The sequence below is a fragment of the Caldicellulosiruptor kronotskyensis 2002 genome (genome assembly GCF_000166775.1).
In the GTDB taxonomy this organism is placed as follows: Bacteria; Bacillota; Thermoanaerobacteria; order Caldicellulosiruptorales; family Caldicellulosiruptoraceae; genus Caldicellulosiruptor; species Caldicellulosiruptor kronotskyensis.
Genome location: NC_014720.1, coordinates 348083 through 372710 on the forward strand (window position 1 = coordinate 348083; position 24628 = coordinate 372710).

The 24628-nt window shown below is 34.9% G+C and carries 23 protein-coding genes and 5 tRNA genes; 15 read left to right on the forward strand and 13 right to left on the reverse strand.

Features of this window, described 5'->3' with window-relative positions:
• The first annotated feature begins 12 nt into the window (after nt 1–12).
• The 5 genes from CALKRO_RS01235 (at nt 13) to spoIVA (ending at nt 6281) form a co-directional block, all read left to right on the forward strand.
• On the forward strand, nt 13–762 hold the full coding sequence (locus tag CALKRO_RS01235; RefSeq protein ID WP_013429321.1) for a LytR/AlgR family response regulator transcription factor: 750 nt from the start codon (nt 13–15) through the stop codon (nt 760–762).
• A 145-nt stretch (nt 763–907) separates the two neighbouring features.
• Entirely contained in the window at nt 908–2698 is a 1791-nt protein-coding gene (locus CALKRO_RS01240; RefSeq protein WP_013429322.1) for a carbon starvation CstA family protein, read from the forward strand.
• Nucleotides 2699–2817: 119 nt separating this feature from the next.
• Entirely contained in the window at nt 2818–3834 is a 1017-nt protein-coding gene (locus tag CALKRO_RS01245) for an alpha-hydroxy-acid oxidizing protein (RefSeq protein WP_013429323.1), read from the forward strand.
• Between the two features lie 161 nt (nt 3835–3995).
• Nucleotides 3996–4715 carry an FTR1 family protein gene (locus CALKRO_RS01250; RefSeq protein WP_013429324.1) on the forward strand — a complete coding sequence of 240 codons (720 nt, stop codon included), beginning with the start codon at nt 3996–3998 and terminating at the stop codon, nt 4713–4715.
• Between the two features lie 90 nt (nt 4716–4805).
• Nucleotides 4806–6281: a stage IV sporulation protein A gene (gene spoIVA, locus CALKRO_RS01255; protein ID WP_013429325.1), complete on the forward strand. Its 1476-nt coding sequence runs from the start codon at nt 4806–4808 to the stop codon at nt 6279–6281.
• Nucleotides 6282–6323: 42 nt separating this feature from the next.
• Here spoIVA and CALKRO_RS01260 read toward each other — a convergent pair whose 3' ends face one another.
• Together CALKRO_RS01260 and CALKRO_RS01265 are read right to left on the reverse strand one after the other, a co-directional pair.
• On the reverse strand, nt 6324–8957 hold the full coding sequence (locus CALKRO_RS01260) for a phosphodiester glycosidase family protein (protein ID WP_013429326.1): 2634 nt from the start codon (nt 8955–8957) through the stop codon (nt 6324–6326).
• A gap of 45 nt (nt 8958–9002) precedes the next feature.
• The gene (locus CALKRO_RS01265; RefSeq protein ID WP_013429327.1) at nt 9003–9710 is read right to left on the reverse strand and encodes a tRNA 2-thiocytidine(32) synthetase TtcA; all 708 of its coding nucleotides are present in this window, start codon (nt 9708–9710) and stop codon (nt 9003–9005) included.
• Nucleotides 9711–9861: 151 nt separating this feature from the next.
• On the opposite strand from CALKRO_RS01265, the gene CALKRO_RS01270 reads away from it, so the two are divergent.
• From CALKRO_RS01270 to CALKRO_RS01290, 5 genes are all read left to right on the forward strand, one after another.
• Nucleotides 9862–9938, forward strand: a tRNA-Pro gene (locus CALKRO_RS01270).
• 93 nt (nt 9939–10031) lie between these two features.
• Nucleotides 10032–10116 (forward strand) — tRNA-Tyr (locus tag CALKRO_RS01275).
• A gap of 17 nt (nt 10117–10133) precedes the next feature.
• Nucleotides 10134–10209 (forward strand) — tRNA-Thr (locus CALKRO_RS01280).
• Nucleotides 10210–10237: 28 nt separating this feature from the next.
• Nucleotides 10238–10313: transfer RNA gene (locus CALKRO_RS01285), tRNA-Lys, on the forward strand.
• 7 nt (nt 10314–10320) lie between these two features.
• Nucleotides 10321–10397: transfer RNA gene (locus tag CALKRO_RS01290), tRNA-Arg, on the forward strand.
• 404 nt (nt 10398–10801) lie between these two features.
• On the opposite strand, the gene CALKRO_RS01295 is transcribed toward CALKRO_RS01290, so the two are convergent.
• Nucleotides 10802–11989, reverse strand: coding sequence for an ISL3 family transposase (locus CALKRO_RS01295; protein WP_013429328.1), 1188 nt, complete (start codon nt 11987–11989; stop codon nt 10802–10804).
• Nucleotides 11990–12221: 232 nt separating this feature from the next.
• Between CALKRO_RS01295 and CALKRO_RS01300 the strand changes: the two genes are divergently transcribed.
• The gene (locus tag CALKRO_RS01300) at nt 12222–12431 is read left to right on the forward strand and encodes a type II toxin-antitoxin system HicA family toxin (protein ID WP_013429329.1); all 210 of its coding nucleotides are present in this window, start codon (nt 12222–12224) and stop codon (nt 12429–12431) included.
• A 7-nt stretch (nt 12432–12438) separates the two neighbouring features.
• Nucleotides 12439–12855 carry a type II toxin-antitoxin system HicB family antitoxin gene (locus CALKRO_RS01305; RefSeq protein WP_013429330.1) on the forward strand — a complete coding sequence of 139 codons (417 nt, stop codon included), beginning with the start codon at nt 12439–12441 and terminating at the stop codon, nt 12853–12855.
• Between the two features lie 396 nt (nt 12856–13251).
• Here the strand turns inward: CALKRO_RS01305 and CALKRO_RS01310 are convergent, their stop codons facing one another.
• The 8 genes from CALKRO_RS01310 to CALKRO_RS01340 form a co-directional block, all read right to left on the reverse strand.
• Nucleotides 13252–14262, reverse strand: a complete 1011-nt coding sequence (locus tag CALKRO_RS01310) for an SPL family radical SAM protein (protein ID WP_013429331.1) — start codon at nt 14260–14262, stop codon at nt 13252–13254.
• Complete coding sequence (locus tag CALKRO_RS01315; RefSeq protein ID WP_013429332.1) at nt 14231–15070, reverse strand: 5'-methylthioadenosine/S-adenosylhomocysteine nucleosidase family protein; 840 nt, start codon at nt 15068–15070, stop codon at nt 14231–14233. The genes CALKRO_RS01310 and CALKRO_RS01315 overlap by 32 nt, the downstream gene beginning before the upstream one ends.
• A gap of 297 nt (nt 15071–15367) precedes the next feature.
• On the reverse strand, nt 15368–16912 hold the full coding sequence (locus CALKRO_RS01320) for an alpha-amylase family glycosyl hydrolase (RefSeq protein ID WP_013429333.1): 1545 nt from the start codon (nt 16910–16912) through the stop codon (nt 15368–15370).
• A 117-nt stretch (nt 16913–17029) separates the two neighbouring features.
• Nucleotides 17030–17251, reverse strand: coding sequence for a hypothetical protein (locus CALKRO_RS01325; RefSeq protein WP_013429334.1), 222 nt, complete (start codon nt 17249–17251; stop codon nt 17030–17032).
• Nucleotides 17252–17274: 23 nt separating this feature from the next.
• Nucleotides 17275–17406 (reverse strand): hypothetical protein, encoded by a 132-nt coding sequence (locus CALKRO_RS13960; protein ID WP_272940825.1) that lies wholly within the window; start codon nt 17404–17406, stop codon nt 17275–17277.
• A gap of 46 nt (nt 17407–17452) precedes the next feature.
• The gene (locus CALKRO_RS01330; RefSeq protein ID WP_049775605.1) at nt 17453–18322 is read right to left on the reverse strand and encodes a spermidine synthase family protein; all 870 of its coding nucleotides are present in this window, start codon (nt 18320–18322) and stop codon (nt 17453–17455) included.
• Between the two features lie 35 nt (nt 18323–18357).
• The gene (locus tag CALKRO_RS01335; RefSeq protein ID WP_013429335.1) at nt 18358–19089 is read right to left on the reverse strand and encodes a cytochrome c biogenesis CcdA family protein; all 732 of its coding nucleotides are present in this window, start codon (nt 19087–19089) and stop codon (nt 18358–18360) included.
• A 13-nt stretch (nt 19090–19102) separates the two neighbouring features.
• On the reverse strand, nt 19103–19639 hold the full coding sequence (locus CALKRO_RS01340; RefSeq protein WP_041741483.1) for a hypothetical protein: 537 nt from the start codon (nt 19637–19639) through the stop codon (nt 19103–19105).
• A 305-nt stretch (nt 19640–19944) separates the two neighbouring features.
• On the opposite strand from CALKRO_RS01340, the gene CALKRO_RS01345 reads away from it, so the two are divergent.
• Nucleotides 19945–20568, forward strand: a complete 624-nt coding sequence (locus CALKRO_RS01345) for a class I SAM-dependent methyltransferase (protein WP_013429337.1) — start codon at nt 19945–19947, stop codon at nt 20566–20568.
• Between the two features lie 109 nt (nt 20569–20677).
• Here the strand turns inward: CALKRO_RS01345 and CALKRO_RS01350 are convergent, their stop codons facing one another.
• The gene (locus tag CALKRO_RS01350; protein WP_013429338.1) at nt 20678–21223 is read right to left on the reverse strand and encodes a DUF2680 domain-containing protein; all 546 of its coding nucleotides are present in this window, start codon (nt 21221–21223) and stop codon (nt 20678–20680) included.
• A 160-nt stretch (nt 21224–21383) separates the two neighbouring features.
• Here CALKRO_RS01350 and CALKRO_RS01355 point away from each other — a divergent pair, with 160 nt between their 5' ends.
• Both CALKRO_RS01355 and CALKRO_RS01360 read left to right on the forward strand, forming a co-directional pair.
• On the forward strand, nt 21384–22049 hold the full coding sequence (locus tag CALKRO_RS01355; RefSeq protein WP_013429339.1) for a response regulator transcription factor: 666 nt from the start codon (nt 21384–21386) through the stop codon (nt 22047–22049).
• A gap of 21 nt (nt 22050–22070) precedes the next feature.
• Nucleotides 22071–23342 (forward strand): sensor histidine kinase, encoded by a 1272-nt coding sequence (locus tag CALKRO_RS01360; protein ID WP_013429340.1) that lies wholly within the window; start codon nt 22071–22073, stop codon nt 23340–23342.
• A 61-nt stretch (nt 23343–23403) separates the two neighbouring features.
• Here the strand turns inward: CALKRO_RS01360 and CALKRO_RS01365 are convergent, their stop codons facing one another.
• Complete coding sequence (locus CALKRO_RS01365) at nt 23404–24612, reverse strand: ABC transporter permease (RefSeq protein WP_041741485.1); 1209 nt, start codon at nt 24610–24612, stop codon at nt 23404–23406.
• Between the last annotated feature and the right edge of the window lie 16 nt (nt 24613–24628).

The following is a 24628-nucleotide window of genomic DNA, read 5'->3' on the forward strand; positions in this document are numbered from 1 at the left end:
AAGGAGAATTATATGATTAGGGCTATTATAGTTGATGACGAGGAGTTAGCAAGAAAAGAGTTGGATTTTTTGCTAAAAGAAACTAAAGAGGTTGAAGTAGTAGCTGAGTTAGATTCGGCAGAAGAGCTTTTTGAAGTTGTTGAAAGGACAAAGCCTGATGTTGTATTTTTAGATATTGAAATGTATGGCTTGAGTGGCTTGGATGCGGCTTTTGAGTTATTAAAAATGCCTCAGCCACCAATTATTGTTTTTGCCACAGCATACGACCAATACGCAGTAAAGGCTTTTGAGCTCAACGCCTTGGATTATCTGCTCAAGCCTTTTTCTTTTGAGAGGGTAAAGCTTTGCATTGAGAGGATAAAAAGAGCATTAGAAAATAGAGGGCTATATACTAAGAAGTTATTAGAGAACCTGAGAACATTTACCAACAAAAAGGTTTTAATTCACACAGAGGATAAGATTTTATTGTTGAATAAGGAAGAGATTTATATAGCTGAGGCTCAGGGTCGCTATGCAAGGATAAAATTGAAGAACAAGTGGATAGCATCTCGTCATTCTCTTTCTGACCTTGAAAAAATCTTGGCCGAACAATTTATGAAAGTTCACAAAAGTTATATCGTGAATGTTGAGCATATAAAAGAGATAATACCACTTTTTGGTGGTTCTATAATCCTGAGAATGGCGGACGACAATGCAACCGAGGTACCAGTAGGTAGAACATTTTTAAAAGGATTTAAAGAAAAATTTGGATTAAAGATTTAATTTTTTATTTCATTTTATGCACCATTTCACGCTATTTAATACAAAAATTCAGCATTTTATTACAAATTTATTTTTTGAATAAGGGCTGCGTTATAAAATATAACTAAACAGAATGAGAGAATAAGAACAAAGGAGTGGAGAAAGCTTGAGTGCACTTGAGTTGATAATTGCAGCAGCCCTTATTTTAGTTTTGGCTTATCGCTTCTATGGGAGCTTTTTAGCTGCCAAAGTATTAGTTTTGGATAGCTCAAGAGAGACACCAGCAAAAAGGCACTATGATGGGAAAGACTACGTACCTATGAACAAATGGATAGCATTTGGGCATCACTTTGCGGCAATAGCAGGAGCAGGGCCGTTAGTAGGGCCAGTATTAGCAGCTCAGTTTGGGTATTTACCAGGGACACTGTGGATTTTGATCGGTGCAGTGCTTGCCGGTGCAGTGCATGACATGGTTATTTTGTTGGCTTCAGTTAGGCATGATGGAAAAAGTTTGTTCGAGATTGCCAAAAAAGAGGTCGGACCTGTTGCTGGGGTTGCCACTGCAATAGCAATATTCTTCTTAATAATCTTAACAATGGCAGGATTAGGGCTTGTTGTGGTCAATGCTCTGTTCAAAAATCCATGGGGTGTATTTACTATCGGCATGACAATTCCAATTGCTATTTTCATAGGCATTTATATGCACAAACTTCGCCCTGGCAGAATAGCAGAAGCTTCTCTGATTGGTGTTGCATTAATATTATTAGCTGTGTTGGTAGGACCTTACATCAAAAATTCTCCATTAGGTTCTTATTTAATGCTCTCTGACAAAACATTGGAAATTTTATTACCTTTATATGGCTTTTTGGCTGCAGCCTTACCAGTATGGTTACTTCTTGCGCCAAGAGATTATTTGAGCTCATATATGAAAATAGGAACTATTTTACTGTTAGCTATTGGTATTATAATTGTAAATCCGCGTATAAATATGCCAGCTGTTACACAATTTATCAATGGTGGAGGACCTATTATAAACGGTAAGGTTTGGCCGTTTATATGCATTACAATTGCGTGCGGTGCAATTTCTGGTTTTCATGCGTTAATTAGTTCTGGTACGACTCCAAAACTGATAGCTAATGAGAAAGACATAAAGCTTGTAGGATTTGGAGGAATGCTGACAGAGGCTTTTGTTGCATTGATGGCATTGATTGCTGCAACAACCTTGATGCCCGGCGATTATTTTGCTATCAATACAAAGCCAGAAATTTTCCAGAAACTTAATATGCAAATCGTTCATCTTCCGCAGCTTTCAAAACTTGTAGGAGAAGAACTTGCAGGCAGACCAGGTGGAGCTGTTACTTTAGCAGTAGGAATGGCAGACATATTCTCAAGAATTGGTGGACTTAGACACTTGATGGCTTATTGGTATCAATTTGCAATCATGTTTGAAGCTTTGTTTATTCTAACAACAATCGACGCTGGGACACGTGTTGCAAGATATATTGCACAAGATTTGCTTGGAATGATTTATTCACCAATTAAAGAAAACAAGTCAGTTGGATTGACTGTATTACTTAGCGCAGCTGTTTCTTTTGCATGGGGCTATCTCATCTACGGTGGTGATATTAAAACAATATGGCCGGTGTTTGGTGTAGCTAATCAGACCATTGGCGCATTGGCTTTGGCAATAGGCACTACTATGATCTTGCAAAGAAGCAAGAAGAAAATATATGCACTGACCACCTTCTTACCAATGACTTTCCTGTTCATAACTGTATTGGATGCTGGAATTACGAATGTATTTAATGTATACCTGCCTCAAAAACAAATGGTACCTGCTGTATTAGTAATTACTCTGATGATTTTGGCAATTATTATCATGGTAAGTTCAGTTATAAAGTGGATAAGCATATTATCAAAGACACGAAAAGCAGAGTTAGCTTTGGAAAATGAATAGAACTTTTAGCAGAATATTGTTAGAAAATCTCTAAGGCTGTCCGTAAATTGCAGAAGGGCAGCCTTTTGTTTCATAAATTCAAAACTCAACTAATTTTTTGCAAGGGGGTTAAATTTGATATGACAGTCAAAGAAATCAGGGAAAAAGCAAGAGAGATGTTAAAAGGTTATTGCAGAGTTTGTCCAATCTGTGATGGAAAAGCATGCCGTGGAGAAGTCCCTGGAATGGGTGGTATAGGCACAGGAAGCTCATTTGTTGCAAATGTTGAGGCGCTTTCAAAAATAAGATTAAATTTAAGAACTATTCATGACGCAAAAGAACCAGATATTTGCGTAGAAATGTTTGGGAAAAAGTTAGCTATGCCGATTTTGGCAGCACCTATAACAGGTTCGAGCTATAATATGGGAGGAAAAATTTCTGAGGAAGACTTCATTCAAATGGTAATATCAGGAAGCAAAGAAGCAGGGACCATAGGGATGTGTGGAGATGGCGGTGATCCTGTATTTTATGAGTCAGGCCTAAAGGCTATAAGAAACGAAAATGGGCATGGAATTGCTATCATAAAGCCAAGGAGTAATGACCAAATAATAAAAAGAATAAAAGAAGCAGAAGATGCAGGAGCTTTAGCTGTTGGGATAGACATTGACGGCGCAGGGCTTATTACAATGGCGCTAATGGGCCAGCCTATTGGTCCAAAAACAAAAGAAGAATTAAAAGCTCTTATTTCTTCATCAAGCCTTCCATTCATATTAAAAGGGATCATGACAGAGGACGAAGCAGAAATTGCTTTGGAAGTTGGAGCAAGCGCAATTGTAGTATCCAACCATGGGGGTAGGATTTTAGATCATACACCAGGTGTTGCAGAAGTGCTGCCGCGAATTGCTGAAAAAGTAAAGGGTAAGATTTTAATCTTTGCTGATGGAGGGGTAAGATCTGGTGTTGATGTTTTGAAGTATTTGGCTCTTGGGGCAGATGCAGTGTTGGTAGGAAGACCAATCATTCATGCAGCCTTTGGCGGTGGTAAAGAGGGAGTGAAACTCATTTTAGAAAAAATGGCTCAAGAGCTAAAACAAGCCATGATTTTAACAGGTTGCAAAGATATAAAAAGTATCGATGTAAAGGTCATATATAAATGATAGCTTTAGTAGAATAATTGTTGCTAAGGGCTTGGAAATAAGCCCTTTTTATTATGCAAGAAAACTTTACTATTCATATAGAAATACTTGACATTATCATTACATTGCTTTATAATTGAAAATGAAAATCAATTTCAAAAACACAGAAAGGAGTTTTTGGTATGGTTCAGGGATTTGTAATTGCTTTTAGAGAGGTTTTCGAGATAATTCTTGTAGTTGCTGTGATGATTGGGGTTATTCAAAAGCTTAACCAAAAGGATTTATTAAAGAGTATGAATATTGGGCTGGTATTAGGGATTGTTTTGAGTGCATTGCTTGGTATTATTGTATTTGCCTTTTATGAGAGCTTGGAAGAGTCCTTTGAGGGAATTGAGATAGCATTAAAAGCTTTACTGGTGATTCTTATTACATGGTTTTTATTTTTAGCTATTAAATATCAGAAAAGAGATTTAAAACAGCAGACTTATGAAAAGGTTGTTAATTTCCAAAAATATTCATATGGTATTTTTGTCCTATCTCTTGTAAATGTTCTACGTGAAGGAGCAGAGCTAGTAATATTTTCATTGGCTTCATTTTTCAAGGATAAATCCTTAACTTTATTCTACGGAATTGGTCTGGGGATATTTGCAGCTGTACTTTTGGGCTACTTTGTGTTTAAGCTTTCTAACAGAATAAATATAAGACTCTTTTTCATTGCCACGACATTAATTTTAGCAATTGTTTCGTCTGAAGTTTTAAGAGACTTGGTTGAAGAAATTCTTAAAGAAGGGTTAAAAACTCAGAATGAGGTTATTCCTATTGCTTTAAGCTTTGTATATATTTTAGTATTCTTAGTCTTGATGATAAGGTCAAACATAATTTCAAGGCAAAAAACAGAGTAAAGGTTAAATCTTGTAATATTTCCCCCTCAACAAAAATATATTTTTACTGACAAGTCCATTTGAAATTGCATAGGGGGAAAGATTATTTTGATGGATACTGATATCTACAGGGAAATAGCAAAAAGGACAAACGGTGACATTTACATTGGTGTGGTTGGACCTGTCAGAACAGGAAAGTCAACCTTCATAAAAAGATTCATGGACCTTTTTGTAATTCCAAACATTGAAGATGAGTATAAAAAAGAGAGAACAAAAGATGAACTACCTCAAAGCGCACAGGGAAAAACCATAATGACAACAGAGCCCAAATTTGTTCCCAATGAAGCTGTCGAAATTTTGCTATCAAGCGGTGCAAGGCTTAAAGTCCGGCTTGTTGACTGTGTAGGGTATTTGGTTGAAGGTGCAATGGGACATTTGGAAGAAAACCATCCGCGCATGGTCACAACACCGTGGTTTGAAAAGCCAATCCCGTTTGAAGAGGCAGCAGAGATTGGCACTAAAAAGGTTATCCAGGACCACTCAACAATTGGAATTGTTATTACTACAGATGGCACAATTACTGAGATACCAAGAGAAAACTACATAAAGGCAGAAGAAAGAGTGATTGAAGAGCTAAAGTTACTCAATAAGCCATTTGTGATTGTTCTCAATACTGTAAAACCTTACTCACCCGATACACAAGAGCTCAAAAAAGATCTTGAAGAGAAGTACAAGATGCCAGTTTTGGTTGTAAACTGTCTTCAGATGCAGATTGAGGATGTAAAGAGAATTTTAGAGACAGTGCTATTTGAGTTTCCTGTTGTTGAAGTAAAGATTAATTTGCCAAGATGGTTTGACGAGCTGGAAGATGAGTCATGGCTCAAAAAAGAGATTTATGAAAAGATAAAAGAATATGCAGAAAAACTTGATAAAATCAGAGATATAACAGACCAGCTTGAAGTTTTAAAACAACATCCTCAAATTGACAGGTGTGATGTTGTAGGAATCAACTTGGGTGATGGAAAGAGTGAGCTTTCGATTTACTTCAAAGAAGGGCTTTTGTTCAGGATTATTGAGGAGTCCACTGGATTTGAAATAAAAGGCGATCATCACTTATTAAAACTTCTTTCTGAACTTGCACAGGTGAAGAAAGACTATGATAAACTCAAAGATGCGCTTGAAGAAGCAGGTGAAAAAGGTTATGGTATTGTACCACCATCTTTAGACGAACTTAAGCTTGAAACTCCTGAGATAGTCAAAAGAGGAAACAGTTTTGGTGTAAGACTCAAGGCATCAGCCCCATCTTTGCACATCATAAGAGTAGAAGTTGAGACCGAAGTGTCACCAATTGTTGGAACAGAGAAACAGAGCGAAGAGCTTGTAAACTTTTTGATGAGAGAGTTTGAAGATGACCCAAAAAAGATTTGGGAGTCAAATATATTTGGAAAATCTCTGCACGAGCTTGTTAAGGAAGGATTGCAAAACAAGTTATACAGAATGCCAGAAGATGCTCAGTCAAAACTAAAGGAAACTTTGCAAAAGATTATAAACGAGGGAAGTGGTGGTCTTATTTGTATTATCCTTTAACACAAAAAGGTCCAAACGCTAAGTCTTGGACCTTTTTGTGTTTTAATACCCTCTTGCAAGGTAAATGTAGCCTTTCTCAACATCACATGCGAGGTTTATATTTTTTGCATTTGATTTTAAAAGCAGGGCATTTGTTGATGCATAGCCGATGTAAAAAGTATCATATCTTTCTACACGGGTATAATCACTTGTAGTGCAGATAATCATTGAGGGTGATTTTCTTGATTTTAAAAGTCTTATGAGTATATCTTTTTCATCTTGTCTGAGGCTTTCAAAGGGAATGTCCAAAACAACAATCATAGATTTTTTCTCAGTTGATAAATTTTTAATTCTAATCCACTGATAGTATGAAAAATCTAAAATCGAGCCACTTTTTGTTCTCAAAAATACTGCATTGAACTTTTCATTCATGTCGTATGGAGGATTATACTTTTCAAGACTGTAGCATTTCAAATAGCTGCCAAGATTAGATTCAACTTTTTTCTTTATGTCACTTGGCAGGTTTTCGAAACTCTTTGTCAGAAAGATAACAGATGATTTTGCAAGGTTACTATCGAACTTTGCAACATACTGGTTGATATTTTCAACAGGTGGTAAATTCACAACATTGCCTGTAAGATTGTCAATCCAGATATAACCTTGTGTCTTTTGAGGAATAAGAAGAATATAATCTAAGGTTTTGTAACTCTCTACATTCAAGGAATAGCTTTTAAAATTGTCGCCTTTAAGCTGCGAAATCTCAACCTCTTTTTGCATGCCATTTAACATTTTAAAACCAAGATAGACTTTGACATTCTTTGCGCAAAGGTCAAATGAAATTTTACTTATATTTGTAAGATCAACAGGAGTTTTAAAGTTGAGCTTAAAGCTTTTGCCTTTTGTTGATGAAACGCTGAAGTATATCTTGTTTGAATATTTCCCCTGTGTCTTGTTCTTAGATGAAAGAAACATTGAAATACCTTTTGGCCAGCTCAAAGCAAGATAGTCAAACGACCGAAGAAGCTGTAAAGTCTCACCTATCCCAACAGGTATATTGCATTTTAAATCCTTATAAGTAAATGTTACAAAGCCTCGGAAGTTAGATTTTGCTATGAAAGTCCCATCTTTGAATTCAAAAGCAGGGTTTTCTTCTGCTTGAACTTTTCTTGGGTCTATCTCTTTAAAGTGACCAACCTTATCTTTTATAAAAAACCTCAGCGCTACAGACTCACCGGGCAAAAGATAAAGCTGCTTTTTGCTTGTTGTCAAAATTTCTGGCTTGTACACCGAAATCTTTTTTTGTGCGAAAGCTTTTTGGTACACATCTTCATAAACACAAGATATTGTAACAACACCATCTTTGTAAGGTATAAATAAACCATCTTTTATGTCTATCTCATAGGCATCCTGGTATACCTTCAAATATACAGCATCATATGTGATTGTGTTGTAGAACCTGTCCTTTGCAAAAACCTTTATGGGATACTCTTCGCCTGCAAAAACCTTATCAGGACAGTCTATATAAAATGTGGAAATTTTATCATCTCTGTATTTGTAAAAAGCTGCTATGCTGTCAAATACTTTTCTGGTCTCACCTGTGTTATAAAAGGCTTTGAGGTTTCCATCGTTGTCCTTTGCAATAAGCTGTGTGGAATACCCGCCATCAAGGTTTATGGCTGTCCACACGCCAATTGACTGCAAAAAATTTGCAAGTTCACCCTGTGAAAGGCCAATACTCTTTCCATTTCGACCGTCAACTGCAACAAGATAAAGATACCGACCAGTTTTATCAATGCCAATTGCAGAGCGCGGATGCCTACCTGCAATCTCATGTGTAAAAGATGGTATTTTGCCATCTTTTAACAAAAAGGTATTGCCGGATGCTGCAGCTTTTATCTTCTCAAGGGGAACAGAGAGGTCTATCTTGATTTCCACCTTGTCGCCAACTTTGAAGTTTGTTTTTAGGTTTTTTGCATAGTTTCCTGTTGCTGCCAAAAGATACTCATCTTTATCCAATGCAACAGTCTGATCTTCTTCTCTGATATCTTTGATGATGCCATCTTTTATGATAAACTCCACAATTCCCTTGTATTTGTTACCAATGGTTTTTTGAACATAATCGCCCGTGAACAAAATAGGGTATGTCAAATCGCCTGTGAACTTGTTTATGTGTGCAATCTTGAATTCATAGCCAGAATCTAAGTTTACAAGCTTGTATGAAAGACCATTTATATAGTCAAAAAGAATTTCACTTGCATTTGTGTACACAAAGGCCGGGAAGGTATTTTGCTTGTTGTTTGGTGAAGAAAGAATTTTGCCACCTGACACTGAAATTCCAATCGGCCAGATTTTATTGTAATCTGTTTTGGTGTTTGTATAAAAGAAGTTTGCGTTTATTGCAGCAACAGGGTTTTTGTCAATTTGATTGTAAACCATGTTATAGACAAAATCACCAGTGTTTGCAACGCTGGCTTTCAACACGTCAAAGTAAAACCCGCCATCTATAAGGTCAAGCTTTATGCAGTTTATATCTACAAACCCCTCATCTGTTAAAAGTTCGTACTTTTCATAGTACGTACGAGGAGCAATCTGCTGTATTGTTTTAAATCTCAAAATTTCTGTGTACGGTTTTGCAAATGCTGATAGAACAATCGACAAAATTGTTGCAAATGAGATAAAGCTTAAAAACCTTTTCATCTTCACGCTTGCCTCCAGTCTTTTGTCATGGAAAATTGCAAGAGTTTAGTTTTTCAACCCCCATATGTTTCTCTTTATAGCATTGAAGACCAAATCTTTGGTTGCAGGGTGAAATTGTTTTAAGCTTTTTACAAACTCTTTCATTCTTTGCCTGTTAGTTTTTCCATTTGCAGGGCATGGATTTGTAATTACAGGTAGTTCAAGCTTTTTTGCAGCAGACCTTAAGTCATGTTCTTTTAAGTAAATCATAGGTCTTATAGTTGTAATTTGAGTCCTGTCAAGGTATGTCTTTGGTGAAAAACAGTGGATTCTTCCTTCAAAAAATAAGCTCAGGAAGAATGTTTCGACCACATCATCCAGGTGATGCCCAAGCGCAACCTTGTTGCAGCCAAGACTTTTTGCAGTGGAATTGAGTATTCCACGGCGAAGATTTGCACAAAGCGAGCAAGGGTTTTCTTCTTTTCTAATGTCAAACACAATCTGTTTTATTTGCGATGGAACAAGATGAAATTCAACATCTATTTTATCACAAAATTCTTTGATTGGCAAAAAATCCATTCCTTCAAATCCCATATCGACTGTGATTGCTACAACCTCAAATTTTTTTGGATAAAACTTTCTCAAAAAACTTAAAGTATAAAGCATGGTAAGGCTGTCTTTTCCCGCAGAAACACCAACTGCAATTTTATCTCCTTCTTCTATCATGTTGAAATCTTCAACAGCTTTTCTCACCTTGCTGAATATATGCTGCATTTTTCATTCCTCCAAATGCTATTATTTTGATTTATATTGTAGACATTATTGAATTATACCATGTTTGCTATAATATAAGGAAGTTAAAAAATTCCTCATTACAACCTCTTGACGAAAACTAAAAATGATGATATCATATAAATGCTGATGGCGGGGTGTAGCTCAGCTTGGTAGAGCACGTGGTTTGGGACCATGGGGCCGGAGGTTCAAGTCCTCTCACCCCGACCATTAAAGGAGTTTGTTTGAAAAGGTATTGACAGAGATGTAGAGCCTATGTTAAAATACAAAAACGTCGGCTCTCTAAAAAAGAAAGTAAAATATGGAGGGGTACCCAAGTGGTCAAAGGGGGCAGACTGTAAATCTGTTGCCGCAGGCTTCGTTGGTTCGAATCCAACCCCCTCCACCACTAAGATTAAAAATGGTGCTGGCGTAGCTCAATCGGTAGAGCAGCCGACTTGTAATCGGCAGGTTGCGGGTTCGAGTCCCATCGCCAGCTCCATTTAATTTAATAAAAGAGAATAACAGGTGCGCCATTAGCTCAGTTGGTAGAGCAGCTGACTCTTAATCAGCGGGTCTGGGGTTCGAGTCCCTAATGGCGCACCATTTAAATGCGCCCATAGCTCAGCTGGATAGAGCAACGGACTTCTAATCCGTAGGTCGGGGGTTCGAATCCTCCTGGGCGCGCCATTTGTTTTCAAGGCTGAAATTTCAAGGGTTACAAAGTAGCGACAAAAATTGGAAATGAGGCTTTAAAACAGCAAGTCCAATAGAAAATTTAAATCGGTGGACTTTAACATTACTATTGGACTAAAAAAATGGCAAATCATAGCCACCAATCGCAAAAAATGCGAGAGGTGGTTTTATTATGCCAAAAAGAAGCATTGTTAAATTGGATTGGCAAGAAGCAATTCAGCAGTTTTTGTTGGCTCTTTGTCAAGAGTTGGGGTGGATATTCTGAATGCCCACCTTTTTCAGTTTTATCAACCAAGCATTAATTGTAATATATGTATATTAGAGGTAAATAATTTTAAAAACTCAATCTTACCTTTACCCGCTATTTTTGCGGGTTTTTATTATTCTCTTTCTAATTCCTAACTACTACAACTATATAAAATCCTCTTTCTAAATCTCTCAAAATTTCTATACCCAAATGCATTTCTCTTTAAAACTTTTATCTTATTGTTAAAACCTTCTGTTACACTATTTGTATATGGAACATCAAATGAATTTACTATCTCTGAAAACCAGTTCCTAAAAACCTTTATACATCTGCAAAATTCAGAAAGGCCACTTCTCTCTGCTGCCTCTATCCATTTTTTTAATTCAACTTTTGCTTGTGTTGAATTACTGCTTTCTAAAACTTTCCTGAATTCTTCCTTGAGTCTATGCGCTTTCCTTAAATCTCTACTGTACCAAAACATCACTTCTAACTCTTCTCTCTGCTCTGCTGTAAGTTCTTCATAAGACTTTAACAATAGTTTCCTGCTTCTTTTGAAATACTTCCTTAAATTATCTTCTAATTCCTTTTGTACTCTCTTCCTTACATTTTCTAACGCCCAATACACATATCTTGTAAAATGAAATTTGTCTATTACTATTTTCGCGTTTTTAAAATATATCTTTGCTGTCTCCACAAATTGTCTCCACATGTCACATACAAAATATTTTACTTTATCCCTATCCTTCAATCTCTTAAAATATTCAATCAAAACATCTTGTCTTCTGTCTTTTAAAATTTCTACTATCTGCTTTTTCACAGGGTCCACAATTATACACTGATATTTAGCTCCACCTACATTTCCTTTGAATTCATCTATGCATATCGCCTCAGAAGAAAAATCCTCTATTTTCTTGGTAGGACTTACCTTATCAAATAACCTCATAACTGTTGTAACTGATACATTTGTCTGTCTTGCCACTTCTTTCATACTGCTTAAGCTACTGAGCTGACTTATAATGTATGCTGCTAATCTATTTGTCATTCTTTGTCTCTTGCCTAAAAAATTTATGTGTTCAAAAAATTTCTTTCCACATTCTTTGCAAACATATCTTCGCTTTCTTAAAACTAAATATGTTCTCTTACCCATTATTGGTACGTCCTTTACTCTTTGGACACGATAATCATGTATCTTGCTTGTGATACTACCACACTTAGGACACTCGTGAGGTTTTTGCGTCTGACTTATGTGCAGTTCTACCTCCTTTTCGCTTTCTACTACTTGGTGGAGAATGATATCTTTTGATTTCAAAAGTTCTGTGATATAGTTATAATTAAGCACTTATTCTGGATGCCTCCTTTCTTTTGTGTGTTTTTTTATACCTAAAAACAATTTTAATTATAGCAGGCATTCAGAATAAGTGCTATATTTTTTCTTTTCTTACCACCCCAATATTTATTATAGAGCCAGGTTTGTTAAGGTTTTGAATTTGATAAAACTTGAGGATTAAGGTTAACAAATTATTGACACGTATTAAAATACGTATTAAAATAATGATGAAAGGATGAGTTTAATGAAAGCTTATTCTTCACGAGAGATAATAAAAATACTAATGGCTGACGGATGGTACTTAGAGGCAGTTAGAGGAGACCACTATCAATTTAAACATCCTGTCAAAAAAGGCAAAGTTACTGTACCTCATCCCAAAAAGAATTTGCCAATAAGAACAGTTAAAAGTATTTTAAAACAAGCTGGAATTAAAATTGAAGATATTGGGGAGTGAAAAAGAAATGAATAGAGATATTTATGTCTTTCCAGCCATTTTTACTTTTGATGATGACGGAATAACAATTGAATTTCCCGACCTGCCCGGTTGTATTTCATGTGCTGAGACTTTGGATGAAGCAGTGAAAAATGCAAAAGAAGTATTAGGGCTGTATCTTTGGAGCATGGAAAAAGACAATGAACCAATACCAGAGCCAACACCTGTGAACAACTTAAAACTTGAACAAAATCAAATACCAATTTTGATTGAAGTATGGATGCCTCTTGTTCGACATGAGATGGATAATAAAGCAGTAAAAAAGACTTTGACAATTCCTCAGTGGTTAAATATCTTAGCAGAAAAGAACAACATAAATTTTTCTCAAGTACTCCAAGAAGCACTAAAAGAAAAATTAGGAATAAATGAATATCATCACAGCTAAAATTTTACTACAGCTACACTACAGCTACCGAAATAAAAAAATGTATATTTTATTGAGCTGGAATAAATTCTCAGAGTCTTGTAATTAAGATGTATCAAGATATTTGTATCTTGTTAAGGTTTGTAAAATAATATCTCCTCAAACTATGGTTCTAAAGGTCAGGGTAAATCCTCCTGGGTGCGCCGTTTGTTTTCAAGGGAATAATAAGGTAAGAAGGGGATAGCGAAAAAACTGTTATACCTTTTTTGTTTTGATTTTGCTATAAATAGACATAGTTACACAAAATAAAGGCAGCATTTTAGAGTTTAAAAGAAGATTTAGAAACAGGTTTTTGATTTTTTTTGAACTGTAAATTGTTAGTGTTTTGGGTACATTGATAATTGGTCTCGAGAATAGTTAAATCACAAAAATCTTTGAAGAAGAAATAAAATTACCAAGTATTAAAAGTATTGTATTTATCATTTCTTCTTTTAACTTTTTGGGGTAAGTGCAGATATTTTGTGATTCTTCATAAGGAAAAGAGGTAATTTCGTTTGCAAAAACTTTTTTCATACTCTTAAGATAGTCTTTTGGAATTCTAAACAAACCAACTGAAATATCTACAATCTTATCAGGATTCAACTCTTCAAAAACCTGTCTTAAGAACTTTTCATAAATTGATTTCCAGTCGGGAATGTATAAAATTGGGTCAAAACAAAGCCTCACATTCCAGCCTTTTTCTGTAGCTTTTTTAATTGCAGAAATCCGTGAATATAAAGAAGGTGTGCCATTTTCAAACTTTTCTATAATTTCTTCAGGAGATAGTGTCCATGCCAAAATTACGTTATCTTTAGGTTTTAAGTTTTCTATAGTTTGGAAGTTGGTACTTTTTGTTCTGATTTCAATTGTCAAATTTTGCTTTGAAGTTGCGTATTCAATCCAAGCAGAAGAAAATGGGACAATATTTTCAAGTGCTAAAAGGTCTGTTTCGTATGATACAGAAAGATACAGCGTCTTATTTTTCAAAACAGTATCAATCTCTTTGAAGTAGTCTTCGATGTTCACAAATATTACTATATTTGCAGAGGAGTACATTCCTTTCAAAAAACAATATTCACAGCTGTAAATACAGTTCAAAATGTTGCTTGTATAAAAGAAATTGTCGTATCCAAAGTTATGGCAAATCTGGGGGCCAGGATAGAGGAACTCTCCTGATTTTTTTGCAAGAATTAATTTTTTACTCTTTTCCTGAAGAAAATAATTTTGACCTGATCTGCAGAAAACCTCTTTATAATTATCTATTTTAACTATTTTAGACCTTTGCAGTTTCTCTAAAATTTTTATTGTAACAGGATGAGAAAGAACGGCTTTTTCAATATAAACATGAGAAAAATGCTTAGCTAAGAAGGATTTTTTTGAGCTTGTCAAAGTAATTTTTGCCCTCCTTTTTTGAGTTTATTTGAACTTCAAAAAATTCAAAAATAGAATTAGGTAGTTTTTTATGCCTTATTATATAATCTTTTAACAAACCTTCAAGCTCGTTGGTCATATAAGCTGTAAGATGTAAACTGTGTTTTAGTTTATTTACAATCAGAGGTATATTATTAATTTCAGGGGTATTGTTGCAAGATTCAAAATTTAATTTTAAGAGGGAACTTATCAAATTTTCTATATGAGGAATACTTTGCTTTATCAGATTTTCAATCTCAGAAGAATTTATCTTTTCAAAGTCCAAAAAGTCATAAACTATCTTGATGCAGTGTATATTATGAAGGGGCAAAAAGATAGAAGATGCCTCAAAAAATCCTGCACCCTCCATATCAACTATATCTCCCTCGATTTCAACTGGCAAGCTATCTTTTTTCACAGGGTGCATAAAGCTTTCGAGTGTTGCCTCTTTCATGCTATGCGAAATTAAAATATCCGGGTAGAATGCCTTTTTTGAGTGGTGATTTATTATTTTGTTGCAAAGAATAACATCGCCTTTTGAAAAGGTATTTTCCACAGCTCCGCAAATCCCAATGTTCAGGGCCATATCTTTGCTACCTGCTCCAAACTTTGTCAAGGCAAATGTTGTTGCAATACTGCTCTTTATAATTCCTTCCTTGCTTTCTATAAGAAGAATATCATTGCCAGAAAAAATCTGAAATTTTGAAGGTACATATAATTTTTTAAGGGCAAAATATTCTATTAGAGCCTTTGCTTCTGCATGGAAAGCAGTGACGATATATATCATTAAATGCTCGCTCCTTCTGTTGCTATTTGTAGCTTTCAGATTCCAATTTTGATTATACCACATATCAAAATTCTCTGATATTGTTTGAAGAAAGCTTAGCACAATGTTTTGAAATTATTTTTCGTTAAATTATTGTGAGCATATAAATCTAAAATTAGTTTTGTTAAACAGATGATAAAAAATTTATAAAGTAGCATTTTAAAAAAATTTTTAAAAAAACTTAAAGGCAGACCATTCTGAAGAAGTTGCCCGCCTCTGAGATTCTATTAAAGATATGATTTTAGTTTATATGGCTTTTTAATTTATGATGATAAAGGAATAAGGTTTTATTGAAAAAGAAAGTTTTCCATTTTTTAAAGACAAGATTTTGCCAGATCCTTTAACTGTTTTGCCAGTGATATTTATATTAGATGGCAGGTTTATAGTCTTTGATAATTCCTTGCCTGTGAAGTTAAAAATTACAACCATCTTCTGATTATTGTAAACTCTTGCGAAACTAAGTATATCAAAAGAGGTTTTAATTAACTGAAAGTCCCCTTTTAGTAATGGTAAGTTCTTTTTTCGGAAACTAATCATGTCTCTGTAGAAATTGAGCAGAGAATTTTTGTCTTTTTCTTGTTTTTCAACTGAAGCAACATCAGGGCCGCTATTGTAAAGGCTCATCTCCCAGTTTGTCTGTCCTTTTTTCCATGTCTCATACCATTTGAATGGTTCTCTTATATATTCATCTGGCTTTTGCCCTTTCATGCCAATTTCTTCACCATAGTAAATAAAAGGATTGCCAGGAAGTGTCAATAATAATGCTGCAGCTAATTTCATTTTGCTATTTGACCCAATTTCGGTATAAGCTCTGTTCATATCATGGTTTGTCAAAAATGGGGCATCAACAAATTGAGGATTGACATTTTTGTAGAGATTGTATATTGAAGAGAGGTTATTTTGCAAAGTTTGAGTATTTTCATATATTACTCCTTCAATGATGTTTTGAGCAATGATAAAATTAAAGCAAGAATCAAAAATCTTTGCATATTGCGCTATTCTTTGAAGGCTGTCCCACACTTCTGCTACAAGGTACACATCTTTTTTAATACTTCGGCAGAATTTTGCATATTCTTCCCACCACACAAGAGTATCTTTTTCTCTGCTCAAAGGATAAATATGCTTTGCGGCATCAAGCCTAAATCCATCTACTCCTTTTTCTAACCAGAACTTGGCAATTTTCTTCATCTCTTCTCTCACAGCTTTATTGTCGAAATTAAGATCGGGCATCTCAGACCAAAATATAGCATTGTAGTAACTATCACCCTTCTTATACCATTGCCTTGTGCCAAGTTCTGATGGTTCATCGAGGTTTGTGTTTGGTGTTGCCCAGATATAATAGTTTCTGTACTTGCTATTTTTATTACTTGATGCCTCTATAAACCAAGGGTGTTTGCTGCTTGTGTGATTTATCATCATATCTATAATTACTTTGATACCCATCTTGTGAGCCTTTTTTATGAAGTTGACAAAATCCTCATTTGTACCATAGTCGGGATTGACTTTGTAATAGTTTGTTACATCATATCCGTGATAGCTTGGAGATTCAAATATTGGCATAAGCCAGATGGCATTTACACCTAAGGATTTGATATATGGAAGTTTTTCAGCCAAACCATTTATATCTCCTATACCATCACCATTACTATCATAAAATGACCTGACAAAAACTTCGTAGAAAATCAGACCGTCTTTTTTAGTTTGAACTGGACTTTGAGAATTAGAAAGACCTGCCAAAAATGAACTAAGTCCAATTAAGAAAACGATAGCAAATATGAGTATGTACCTTAAGATTCTCTTCATTGAAATATTCACCTTTCTCAAATAATATCGTTTGCATTATTATATACCATATGAACTTTTTTGTCTATATTGTCCAATTTGATGCGATAAATCACAAAAAAAGAGGGATAAATCCCTCTACTTGTTCTCTTCACTTTTAGGTTTATCAAGTGCAACTAATTCTTCACTGTGGTGATGGTGATGGAACTGATGATCTTTGAAGTCAGATGCTTTTTGGGTTTCATTGCTGTGGTGGTGGGCATGGCCGTGGCAACCTCTACCCATCATTGCTTTGTGCATAAAAATGTGTGCTAGCAAACATCCGCTCATTGCGAGAAGTATAAGCAGTGCCTCTTTCATCCCTAAATTTCCCCTTCCCATTTTTATTTAGCAGTTACCAAATTTCTATTTTGTAAGCTTATAAGCCCATATAAAAGAGCTCCTGCAAGCATAGCAATGGTAAATCCAAACTCCATTGAAAGCATAATTGATAAAACTGAACCCACAACTGACATTACACCATTGAGTCCCCACATCATAGGAATTGTTTTGCTTTTCTTTTTATTTTCGCTTAATATCTTTATACCTCTTGGGAACGGCATTCCCATGAAAAAGCCTTGAATCATAACCAGTATGGCTGCAATTAGTATTAGGTGCATTTGCTGTTCCATCAATTGTGACTATCATTTCATCGTTATCACCTTCTACTTTAACAACATCTGTTCGTGAAAATGCATTCCATTTGGTATATACAATCTTAGCTTTTTGGTTTGATTTTGCAATACTGCCAAGTGTTTTTGTTTTGTTTGTAATAAATCCGATGAAATTCTGTTCAATTGAGTAAACGTACTTGTTTGGTATAAAAAGCCCAACCAAGAAAACAGCTAATACTCCCATACTAAGTAATATTTTCTTTTTAAACTGGGCACTTATGATCAGCCAAGCTATGACTGAAATAATACAAATCAAAATTACAGACCGATATATTCCAAGATTGTTTAAAGAAAGTAACACAATTATGCTGCCAAATCCTGAACCTATGAGATCGGCAAAATATAGCTTGTTGCTTATTTTTCCAAACTGCTCAAATACAATAGAGAAAAAGTAACCACCTGCTACAAAAGGTAATGTGGCCAGAATTAAATAAATCAATACGTTGTTTTGAAACGGCAATACATATATAATTCCCAGTGAAAATATGTACGAGATAGATAGAAGGAATAAGGCCTTAACCAATGAATTAGTTTTTAAATTTTCACTTTTTTGACGCTGATTGTAAGCTATTATTCCACCTATGCCAAGACCAAATATAGCAAATGATGTAATTAAAAAGGTATAATGATACCAAAATAAGGCAGAATATATTCGATTTAAAATGACCTGGTATATAAACAATGAAATTGATGCTAAGCTGATGACAACTAAAATCACTTTTATTTCCTCCATTATTACAATTTTTGTATCTATTACATTCCAAACGGCAATTTATAAGGTAGCAGTCTACTAAGAATTGCTGTTAAGTCCTGAAGTTTATTTAAAAACATCACAATGCCAAGGAAAATGAGTGTAGCTCCTGCAACTGCACAGATAGCATTTTGGAATTTCTTTGCCCTTTTTATAGCATTAATCGCGTGGGGTAAATAATAACCAACAAGCAAATACGGTATTGCAAGACCTAAGGAAAATAATAACATGATTGTCATGCCTACAAAGGCACTTTTTGTGGTAGTGGTATATATCAATATGGAGTATAAAATTGGCCCGATGCAATGGGAACATACTATAGCGAAAAACAAACCTATTAAGAAAGTAGTAAAATATCTTGATGATGTCTTGATGTTATCTGCACTATATTTATTCAAAAAAGAAAAATTTAGATTTAGCAGACCAATCAGATTTAATCCCATTATTATAGTTATTGCTCCACCAATTTTGTTCATTATCGTGGTATAACCACTTAACCATCTGCCAATACTTCCTCCTAAAGCTCCTGCGATTGTAAAAACAAGTGTAAAGGCAGATACAAATATAAAGGTATTTATGAGAATAAATTTCCTCATTTTTTTGTGAAGCTCTATATCCTTCAAATCTCTAATTGATACACCTGTGATTAATGAAAAATATACACTTATCATTGGTATTATGCAGGGGGAAAAGAAAGATGCTAAGCCTGCTGCAGAAGGTAGTAAATAAGCCACTTTATAGATCCTCCTAATTTAAAAACTTCTTATCCCACCTATAAATTCTCGATTTGACACCTCCAATATTTTGTAACTCCAATTGGATATATTTGGTTTTAGGTGTAATAAGGTTTTTACCATTTATTTTTTTTGGTATTTTGATATATGCCATGACGTGATGCCCTGAACCCTCAATTCGCCATGTTGCTTTTTTAACTTTTATACCTTCACTTGTGGTAAACAATATCTTTCCGCTAAGATTGAGTGTGGATAAATCAACTTGATGATTGTCAAAAAACACCTCAAATACAAGGTAATCTTTGTCATCTTTTATAGGATTTAGATACCTCACTCCAATGGTGATTAAGCCTTCACTATTTATTATCAGAGGGTCCGGGGAATTGTTTTTGGAACTTGTACTTTGTTTCGAATCCTGTCGATAAATGGTTTTGGTCTGTGTATTACTTTGTTTCTTTTGCTGTGAGATTATAACTTGAGCATACAGCGAAGATACTACAAATGCAAAAAGTACAGCAGTCACAATTATTCTTTTTGTCTTCTTGGTCATCAAAACATTTCCCCTTTTGCATTCTGACTTAGGATAAAAGAACATTTTTAAAGAGACAGTTTTTCTCATTAAATTTAAAGTAAACCTATTTATTTACTCGGAATTATTATATAAATTATTTTATCAGAGGTGATTTAAAAGTCAATTGACTTAACAAATTCTTTACAAATTCTTTGCAGTTTATTTACACCTTCAGCTGAAGGAATATTGAACTTAAGTGTTTGTAAAGTGGTAGAATAATTTACGGAATGATTTCGGCAGCTTGAAAAGAATGGTAAGAATAGAGAAAGGAAAGGAGAAAATATATGAGAGACAAAACAGAGATAATCAGAAAAAGATATGATAGAGCTGCTAAATACTATGATGCAGTTGAAAGTATGATGGAGAAGAAATGGTTTTCACAGTGGAGGAAGTTATTATTTAGCTTTGTCAAGGGACCTAAGGTTTTAGAAGTAGGTGTTGGAACAGGCAAAAATATGCCTTACTATAATCAAGATTGGGAGATGGTTGCAATTGATTTTAGCCCAAAGATGCTGGAAAGAGCTAAAGAAAGAGCTGCAAAATTAAACTTGCAAGTAGACTTAAGACTTATGGATGTTCAGCATTTGGAATTAAGTGATAACTCTTTTGATACAGTTGTGACAGCCTGTGTATTTTGTTCAGTGCCAGATCCAATTTTAGGGTTGAAAGAGATTCGCAGGGTATTAAAAGGTGATGGAGTACTGGTAATGCTTGAACATGTTCGAAGCAAAAAAGAGCCAATAGGCAAAATAATGGATATGTTAAACCCCTTAGTTGTTGGCATTTATGGAGCTAATATAAATCGAAATACAGTGGAGAATGTTAAAAAAGCCGGGTTTGAGATAGTTGAGGAAAAGAACTTGTTATCTGACATTGTGAAACTGATTATTGCAAAACCTATAAAATAAGGTGTTTAGTTGATTTTCCAACCCCAAAAATGGAATTGATAATGTGTGCCTGGTAGTAAAAAACAGCCTGTCTGCCTTGTTTTTGCAGACAGGCTAAAAATATTTTCATTTAGTATCCCATCATACCGCTAAAACCAGCACCCATCATGTTGCCATGTCCAATGCCCATCATGCCGCCGCCATGTCCAAAACCCATCATTCCACCAAAACCGTTGTTTGACCAATCTAAAATGTTATCAATGCAGTATTGAATGTTTGCCTGAAAATGCTTCTTTAAAAACTCAGCCTGCTCTTTTGTTATTTTTCCATCTTTCAAAAGTTTGTCAATTTCAGCAGCTCTTAAATCATATAGCTTCTTTTTAAGGTCATCAACTGTTAATTTCTTTTCTTTTAAAATGTCGTTTATAGTTTGACCATTTTGTATTTTTTGGACAAGCTCATCAACCGAAAGACCCAGCGCTTTTGCAACAAGTTCCTGCATGTTTGTATGCAGCATAAACCCATATCCACAACCTGTATTTTGTTGCCATCCTGCTGCAGCATTTTTTGTCTTCTGCGTAGAACCTGGTTGAAGTCCTTTCGCAAATACAAATGTAAACGTCAGAACAAGTGCCAAGACTAAACCAATGCCTAAAATTGATTTTAGAATTTTCATTTCTATCAACCTCCATAAAGTCTTATTTGTTTTACATTTTATATGTTAAACTCTATTTGTAAGATGGGTATAAGCAAAGTGTAAAGAAATTGTAAAGAATAATTTTAAGCTTAGCAAAAAGTCCATTAAAAAAGATATAATATTTAAGGGTGAGTGAAAAATGGCAAATATCTTGGTTGTTGAAGACCAGCAGGATTTGAATCAAATAATAACAAGATTTCTTAAAAATGATGGATTCAATGTTATAAACTCATACACTGCAAAAGATGCACTAAATAAGTTAAATGATGCTGACTTGGTAATTCTTGATATTATGCTGCCTGACATGGAAGGGTATGAGGTATTGAAAGAAGCCAGCAAGAAAGGCATTCCAACAATAATTTTGACCTCAAAGTCAGAAGAGTTTGACAAACTAAAAGGTTTTGAACTTGGGGCAGAGGACTATATCACAAAACCATTTTCTATGCTTGAGCTGATTGCACGCGTAAAGGTTGTTCTGAGAAGAAACAGGAATTTTGAAGAAAGTATAAAACTTTTAGGTGGCAAGGTAGAGATTTTCCCCCAGAGGTTTAAGGTGATAGTAGATGGTGAGGATGTGAACCTCACTCATAAAGAATTTGAGCTTTTGCTTTTCTTGGCTAAAAACAAAGATTTGGTAAAGTCAAGAGATGAGATACTTGAAAAGGTTTGGGGTTTTGATTTCATTGGTGAGACCAGAACTGTGGACGTTCATATAAAACAATTGAGAGAAAAGCTAAAAGACTACAAGTTTTTAATCAAGACAGTTTGGGGTGTGGGGTATAAACTTTCAGAAGAGAAAGAATAATTGAGAGGATGTAAGAGTAAGATGAAACTTTTTACTAAAATAGCTTTAAACTTTATAGGAATAATAGTTTTTCTGGTTTTGAGCATATACATCTCAAATATGCTTTACCTTAAGTATTTTTTAGAGGATATGATTATTGATGATTTAAAAAAACTTTCCCAAGATGCGCTTGAAAACAAATTGGAAGGCGATTTGTCAGCAATGAAAATACTTATTTTACAAGGAAACACAATTGTGCTTGAAGAAGGCGGATTGGATCTTCCGTATCACATGATTATGCCTGTATTCAATTCGACAGGAGTTTATGAATTTTCTCATCCACATCTTAAAGTTGAATATATTGCATACGTGTTGAAAAGAGGAGATTTTACTTCTATTGCAATAACTACAAAACCATATTATGGATATGCATTAAATATAATATCAAAAAATTTAATTAAAATTAGCATTATTTTTATTTTAATCGGACTTTTAGTATCGCTCTTGATCTCACGACATATTTCAAAGCGTATAATAAAAATTTCAGTTGCTACGCAAAAGATTGCTAAAGGCGAGGACTTTGAACTTAAAGACAACTCAACAGATGAAGTTGGAGACCTTGCAAGGTCCATCAATAGCCTTAAAAATTCATTGAGGCTTCTTGAGAGGGTAAGGCGAGAATTTGTTGCTAATTTTGTTCATGACTTGAAAACACCTATTGCTGTTATAAAAGGCTATTGTGAGAGCACAAAATATTTGGATATTAATGATAAAGAAAAAATTAAACAGAATATGGATGGAATTGAAAAACAATGTGATTATATGCAAAACCTGATTTCCAATATGGTTGAGCTTTCAAAGATTTCAGCGGGGATAATTGAGAAAAAGATAGAAGAAGTTGATGTTAATTTAGTAATCAAGCAATCATGCGAACAGCTCAAAAAGCTTGCTGAGATTGAAGATGTTGAGATTATTATCAAAAGCTTAAATTCCCCAAAGATAAAGACTGACTTAAATTCATTTAGAAGAATAATAAACAACCTTCTGCAAAATGCAATTGAAAATACAAAGGATAAAAAAGTATATATCGAAACTGAGAGGGAGTATGTGGATATCTACAACAAGACAGACCTCAAAGAAGAGGAACTCATTTTTCTATTTGAAAGATACAAATCAAGCAGGAAAGGTTTTGGGCTGGGGCTGTCTATCGTGAAAGAACTCTGCAAGATTTTGGATATAAAACTTGAGACATTTATAGAGGATGGATATATTCATTTTAGAACGAAGTTAGAAAATACAAAATCATCTAGTTAGAAAACCCCTTTAAGCTGAAAAAAGCTATATTTTTATAGCTTAAAGGGGTAATATTTGTTTTTCACTCATACCGCAGAGCAACGATTGGATCAAGCTGTGCTGCTCTTTTTGCAGGGTAAATCCCAAAGAAGATTCCAACAGCCGACGAGAACGCAAAAGCTATTAAAATTGTCTTCAACGATACAACAGGGGTAATTTGAATAAATGGGCCTACCAAATTTGCGAGAAGATAGCCCAAAAGTGTACCTATACTGCCGCCTATAAGAGATATCAAAAGTGCCTCAATTAAAAACTGTACCAGGATGTCTCTTTGTGTTGCACCGATTGCTTTTCTGATTCCTATCTCCCTCGTTCGTTCTGTCACAGCAACAAGCATTATGTTCATAACTCCAATTCCGCCAACCACCAGAGATATTGCTGCGATTGCGCTCATTACAGTTGTAAAAATACCAAGTATCCTTTCAAATTGCTCCATGAAATTTACAAAGTTTTCTGTTTTATACTTGTCTTTGTTGTGATGTCTCAACTCTAAAAGTCTCACTACCTGAGATGTTGCCTCATCAAGCTGGTCTGAATTGTAAGTCATTACGTAAATCTGTGAGATGGTCACATCATCAAATATCTTTTGTGCGTAGGTTATTGGCATTGCAGCAATAACAGGAAACTGATCAGCTGCAGCTCCGCCCAAAGCCCTGTAGCTACTGCTGTCTATCACACCAATTATCTTTGCGGTATCAAAGGATGTGGAAGACCCCACCTTTATGGTCTGACCAACACAGTCTTCGTATCCAAATAGCTCTTTTGCCGACTCTCTATCAATCAAAACAACATTTCGACCAAGCAGGATATCTCTTTCGTTCAAAAATCTTCCGTATACAATTTTCAAGTTTGAGACATTACCGTAGTCAAAGTCTGTTGCGATAAAAAGAGCTCTTTTGGTTCTTTTTCCAGACTTGACAAGTCCAAACTTTTGGGCAACTGGAGCCGCATACTTTACAGATGAAACTCTCTTTCGTATCATCTCAACATCTTTGACTGTGAGTCTGTCACTTTCGGTTATCTCCACATCTGTTCGTGGTCTGACAGAGAAAATATTCACGCCTATTTTTTCAAATTCGCCCAAAATGGCTGTCTTACCACCTTCACCCAGAGATACAATTGTTATCACAGAAGCGATACCGATTATAATTCCCAACATGGTCAAAAATGTCCTCAGCTTATTTGAAAAAATGCTCTTTATTGCTACTTTGATAAGCTCTCTCATATACATGCTCCCATCACCTTGA